This is a genomic window from Pseudoalteromonas sp. G4 (assembly GCF_028875915.1).
Lineage (GTDB): Bacteria > Pseudomonadota > Gammaproteobacteria > Enterobacterales > Alteromonadaceae > Pseudoalteromonas.
In genome coordinates this window covers 1-5,203 of the sequence record NZ_JAPEHW010000128.1, presented here as the reverse complement: position 1 = coordinate 5,203, position 5,203 = coordinate 1, and the positions used below count along the sequence as shown (strand labels likewise).

Here is a 5,203-nt window from a genome sequence, read left to right as displayed (position 1 = left end):
AAAAAACAGGCAAATTGCCTGTTAATATTATTAAGGGGGAAGTAATCATTAAGAAGTGGAATAGGCAAAATTTTTACTTCTAACAACGAAGAGTTTGTTATGTGCTTGGAGTAATTTATTCAATGACCGCTATTCGCTCATTACTGCCGAATACATAATCAAATTCAGAGAGTTACTTCCGCTTTATGCTAAATTCGGTCGTTCTAAAGAAATTTAACAACTTAAGTCACTTCTTTATAAAAGGCTTTCACCAACATACTTCTGAATACAAATCGTTTCGTAACATACATTGCACTCGTTGATAATACTTATCAATTGACTTTACAAATGTTTTTCCAAAACGAAATTGGTAAGTATTTGATCTCGAATATTCACTTGTTGCTTTTTAATTTCTTTGAAACCAAAATGTTCAAAAAACGGTTTTGCAGTAATACTTACATGGCTATATAAACGACCAATACATTTATGCTGTGCCGTTTTAAATATTTCGTTCATAAGCCTCTTACCGACACCTTTTCCCTGATGTTCGCAATGGCAAAAAAAGTGGTCAATATAACCATCATCCTGAATGTCTGCATATCCGACTATCTCATTGCCTATAACAGCTATAAAAGGATTAATTGCGCTGATACGGTTATACCACTCAGCTTGGTCGTATTCATAAGGAGCCCAAGCTTCAACTTGAAGAGCTGAGTAATCTTTAATATTCACATTGCGAATTGTATTGAAAAATATTTCTCGCAATGCCAATTCATCGCCATTTTGAAATCTTCGAATGAACAGCATCATTATTTCCTTTCCAAATTTATTTCTTCAATTTTTTGCGCCACCATTTTTACATCCACTTTTGCTTGTCATTTGAAATTGAAATGTCTACTTCGATTGAACCTGTGTTCAGTGTTGATTTAGGTTCAATCATAATAAAATGGGTTTCTTCCGTGGCTATCGGACAGTATTCAACCCCTTTTGGGACAATATACATCTCACCAGGAGAAAACTTAATTATTGAGTCTCTTCGTTGAATGGTAAGTTGGCCTTTAACCACTATAAATAATTCATCATCTAGTTCATGTGTATGCCAAGCTAACAGGCCTTTTATTTTGCTATTTTAACTAGCTGTCCGTTAGATTCTGCCAATATTTTTGGCGTCCAAACTTCTGAGAATGAATCAAACTTTTCTTTGAAATTAATCTTGTTCACTTTATCGCTTCCATATTTTATGAGTATGTACTCAAACCCTATCGACTCAATGGTGTGAACTCCCGGACACCCTTTTTCCAATAAAAATACGCTACAAATGACGCAACCAAAGCTAGTACCGCACCAAATTCGTCAACATAATAGTTAGAATTCTCTCCATTAATTGTTATTGGCGCGAATAACTTCTGGAGGAAGATATTTAACGTTCCATGGTACATTACCGCTGTCCAGACACTACCTGATTTAAGTCTGTAATAAGCCATAATGGTGCCTGAAGAAGTAAGAAACAAAGTAAAGAAAAATAATTGGTAATAGATAGATGTATCGCCATTGCCGTATAAGCCTAAAAATATGATTGGCCAATGAAAGGCAGACCAAAGTATGCCGCTAACTAACGCTACTCCAGTGAAAGAGGTTACTTTAGACAATTCAGGTACAAGTAAACCTCGCCACGCTATTTCTTCTCCAAGAATCGACGGGATTGCCATAACAAAGCCGATAATCGCAATGAAGAAAAAATGAAATGCTAACAGGCTAAAATTTCCCCATTCCTGTAAGTTATAACTTTCCTTTTTATCAGATAAGAACTTGCTACTATCAAGCTCTGCCAAGCCTAACGACCATATAGTTACATAAGCAACACATGTTATGAAAAGAGGTATTAAATAGCTTTGCCACTGAACATTCCAACTCCCCCAACTCCACCCGAGAGTTGCTAGGCTTTTTCTTCTGATTAAACACGTTGCAATAGTGGCAGCACCAACAGATAGCATAAGAGGCGTCGCTCTCCCCATTCTATATATCAGCCAATAACCCAAAATATAAAAAGCAACGGTCAATATTAGGAAGGTTATGATTGTGATGTAAGCTTCTTTTTTTGAATTCATTTTAACTTTCTTCCTTATTAGTAATCGAAACTCTATCTTGATAACTATTCGCGTGAGCAGGAAAGCGTTTGCCAAAAGGTTTATGCTTTAGAGCCTCAATTGCAGAATTCAATATGGACTGAATATCTGCACCAACTTCATTAGACAAGTCTTTAAAAGCGTGCTCAGCGTCAACACAATACAATTTTAGAATTTTAGATTTCTCTAGTCCCTTGCTTGTCAATTTATATAAAGTTCTTCGTTTGTCTTTCTCGTCTTGAAACCCCTCAACAAGTTTAAGATTTAACATTATTTTAATTCGCTGAGAGGTTAATTGATGAGACAGGTTAAGGGTTTGTGAAATCTCCATAATAGACGCTTCATTAACGTCAGATAACAGTAAAATTGTTGAGGAGGCCGCAACAGGAAACCCTAGTTTTTTTTCTGCATAAAGCTCTTCGGACTGAGCCTGTATAAGGCTATGTAAATCAAATACCGTTTTAGCTAAAAAAGCATAATTTGAACTAATTTGATTACTAAAATGAGACTTTTTAGACATATAACCCCTCAAATAATGTATTGCTCAACTAGCGCTAGTTAAACAGTGCAAGTAGTTGCGCAAGTGCTTGCGTAATTTACTGTGTCTCTAACCTATTTGAAAGAGCAAATTTGTAACATTATTTAAATAATCATAGAGGTAACTTACATAATAAACTGATCACACAAAACTGTTTTGGGTCAGCACAAGTTGAGGAAAGGTCCGCAGTTTAGAGTTGATTGATAGAACCAATTAACGATGACTGTTCTTTGAACGTTCATTTCTGCCGGATACATAATGAAATTTTGAGGACGAGTTTAGCTTTTATGAGTTGCGCAAAGTGGTAACGCCACTAAAAGCGGAATCATAATTGTTGGCTAAAATGTAAAGGGTCGCGAAACCAAACAAACTATTTGGGTTTCGCACTTTATGGCTTTGTTAGTTTGCTTTATCTACGTTTTCTTTTTGGCTACAAATGTTTTATTGATAATACGCCATTGGTTATCTAGCTTGTACATTACAAGGTAATCAATGTAGTGGTTTTTTGGCGTATCAAAATCAAGCTTTACCATCGCCATTTTATCATCAACAATATCAACAGAAAGAATATTTGCTTTCCATGTATCTTTGGTCGCTGTTTTGAAGTAACCAGCAAATTCTTTTAAAGAAACAGATCTGATTGTTTCTTTTTGAGTTTCTTTGTTAATACTAATCATTTTTACGTGCCCAGACTCTAAGTCAAAGGCTTTTGAAAGCAGTTTTTGGTCTCCGTTTGCTGCTCCATTAAAATAGTTATATGCGGTTTCTACCACTGCTTGATATTCTTTACCTGATACAGATTCAGCATAATTGGGTGTTGAGAAGAGCATGGCAACAATTGCGATGGTCGCTGATAAAAATTTGGCTCGTGTCATCTTATTTATTTCTCACAAATTAGTTGAGTTTCCATTTTTAAAAACAATGGCGTGAAAGTATTATTTGATACTAAAAGACTCCGCCTGTTAACAATTAAACTGTTACAATATATGAACTTAGCGTTTAGTGCGAATACTCAGACTTCAAACAGTTAGGCTGATTCGGGTTAGTAAACTAACCATTTAATATCAATCTATTGACTCGTTTTCTTTAATATAAGAGCAGCTCATTTGAGTTGGACATAAAATCTGTGATGAAAATACTTTTCCAACGCCAGTTAAACGCTCCTAAGCGTCAAATCAACTAATCTGTTTCGTCACACTAATACCTAACCGTTTTGCAAGGCGAGTTAAATTAGCGCGGTCGGTGTTAAGCTCTCGTGCTGCAGCTGACCAATTGCCATTATGGTTAGACAAGGTGTTTCGTATCATCTCGCTTTGAAAACGCTCTGTGGCCTGTTTTAAACTTTCATCTGGTTTTAGTAAAAACTGCTGCACTTGATTTGGGTTAGCCTTTGGCTCATCGCTACTTGTGCCGTCAATTGTTAGCTCTCTGATTAACTCACCACAATCAATCGGGTTAATTATTACAATGGGAGATTGGGTATTTACTGAGGCTTTCAGTGCTGCGCGGCTTATTACATGTTCTAGTTCGCGCACATTGCCCGGCCAGTGATAGGCATTTAAATAGGGCAGCACGTCTTTCGCTATTTTAAGCTGTTGCAAGCCAAGTTTGCGCCGAGATTGCTCGACAAAATAGCCTGCCAATAGGGCGATATCACCATTACGAGCGCGCAGTGGTGGAATATTAACGGGGTAAACGCTTAATCGGTGAAATAAATCGGCGCGAAAGTTGCCGTTACTTACTTCGTCTGCCAAATCACGGTTGGTTGCGGCGATAACCCGCACATCAACATAATGAATATCATCTTGGCCAACAGGTTGTATTTCATTAGATTGCAGTGCGCGTAGTAGTTTACTTTGCGCTGCTAGTGGCAGTTCGCCCACTTCATCTAAAAATAACGTGCCGCCGTCGGCCAACACAAATTTACCTGCGCGGTTTTTATCGGCACCAGTAAAAGCGCCTTTCACATGGCCAAATAACTCGCTTTCAATTAAATTTTCAGGCAGAGCGGCGCAGTTTACATACACCAAAGGTTTATCGGCGCGGCTTGACTGTAAGTGTAAGCGCCGTGCAATAAGTTCTTTACCTACGCCCGTTTCACCTTGAATAAGCACGCTAAAGGGCGATGCGGCTACTAAATTAACTTCTTGCTTTAGCTTTACCATGGCTTGGCTGTCGCCAATTAATTCGTTGCCATCACGGGCGATGGCTTCTTGGCTAAGTTCCGCCATTAGTAAATGCGAGCGTGAATTGCGCTGCTCTAATTCATCGAGTGTCAGGGCAATTTTTAAGGTGGCTGCAGCGATGGCGGCTAAGGCATCAAGCTTGTCTTGGCCTAAATCGTCAAAGGCGTTCGGCTTTAATGAGTCAAAGGTCAAAATGCCAATTAAACGTTCGGCAAAATAAAGTGGTAAGCCCATGCAAGCGTGAATAGGTAAATCACCGGGGTGATCAGCAACGAGCCCATCATATGGGTCGGGTAAGGGGCTCGATGATGCAAAACGCACAGGTTCTTTTGCTTCACAAATTGCCGCAAAACGCGGATGCTCGCTAATAACAA

6 protein-coding genes are annotated in these 5,203 nt (G+C 38.3%); all 6 read right to left on the bottom strand.

What is annotated here, in order from left to right; genetic code table 11:
• Positions 1-321: 321 nt before the first annotated feature.
• A complete protein-coding gene (locus tag ON073_RS19995) occupies positions 322-789 on the bottom strand; it encodes a GNAT family N-acetyltransferase (protein ID WP_342455430.1) in 468 nt (155 codons plus the stop codon).
• 46 nt (positions 790-835) lie between these two features.
• A complete protein-coding gene (locus ON073_RS19990) occupies positions 836-1,045 on the bottom strand; it encodes a hypothetical protein (RefSeq protein ID WP_274763636.1) in 210 nt (69 codons plus the stop codon).
• A 193-nt stretch (positions 1,046-1,238) separates the two neighbouring features.
• Positions 1,239-2,087: a CPBP family intramembrane glutamic endopeptidase gene (locus ON073_RS19985; RefSeq protein WP_274763635.1), complete on the bottom strand. Its 849-nt coding sequence runs from the start codon at positions 2,085-2,087 to the stop codon at positions 1,239-1,241.
• A 1-nt stretch (position 2,088) separates the two neighbouring features.
• Entirely contained in the window at positions 2,089-2,625 is a 537-nt protein-coding gene (locus tag ON073_RS19980; RefSeq protein ID WP_274763634.1) for a MarR family winged helix-turn-helix transcriptional regulator, read from the bottom strand.
• Between the two features lie 431 nt (positions 2,626-3,056).
• On the bottom strand, positions 3,057-3,518 hold the full coding sequence (locus tag ON073_RS19975; RefSeq protein WP_274763633.1) for a nuclear transport factor 2 family protein: 462 nt from the start codon (positions 3,516-3,518) through the stop codon (positions 3,057-3,059).
• 300 nt (positions 3,519-3,818) lie between these two features.
• The coding region (gene norR / locus ON073_RS19970; RefSeq protein WP_274763632.1) for a nitric oxide reductase transcriptional regulator NorR at positions 3,819-5,203 on the bottom strand (1,385 nt) is incomplete at its 5' end.

Coding starts and splice junctions, on each gene's coding strand:
- ON073_RS19995 (WP_342455430.1), bottom strand. CDS start 789: ATGATGCTGTTCATTCGAAGATTTCAAAATGGCGATGAATTGGCATTG.
- ON073_RS19985 (WP_274763635.1), bottom strand. CDS start 2,087: ATGAATTCAAAAAAAGAAGCTTACATCACAATCATAACCTTCCTAATA.
- ON073_RS19980 (WP_274763634.1), bottom strand. CDS start 2,625: ATGTCTAAAAAGTCTCATTTTAGTAATCAAATTAGTTCAAATTATGCT.
- ON073_RS19975 (WP_274763633.1), bottom strand. CDS start 3,518: ATGACACGAGCCAAATTTTTATCAGCGACCATCGCAATTGTTGCCATG.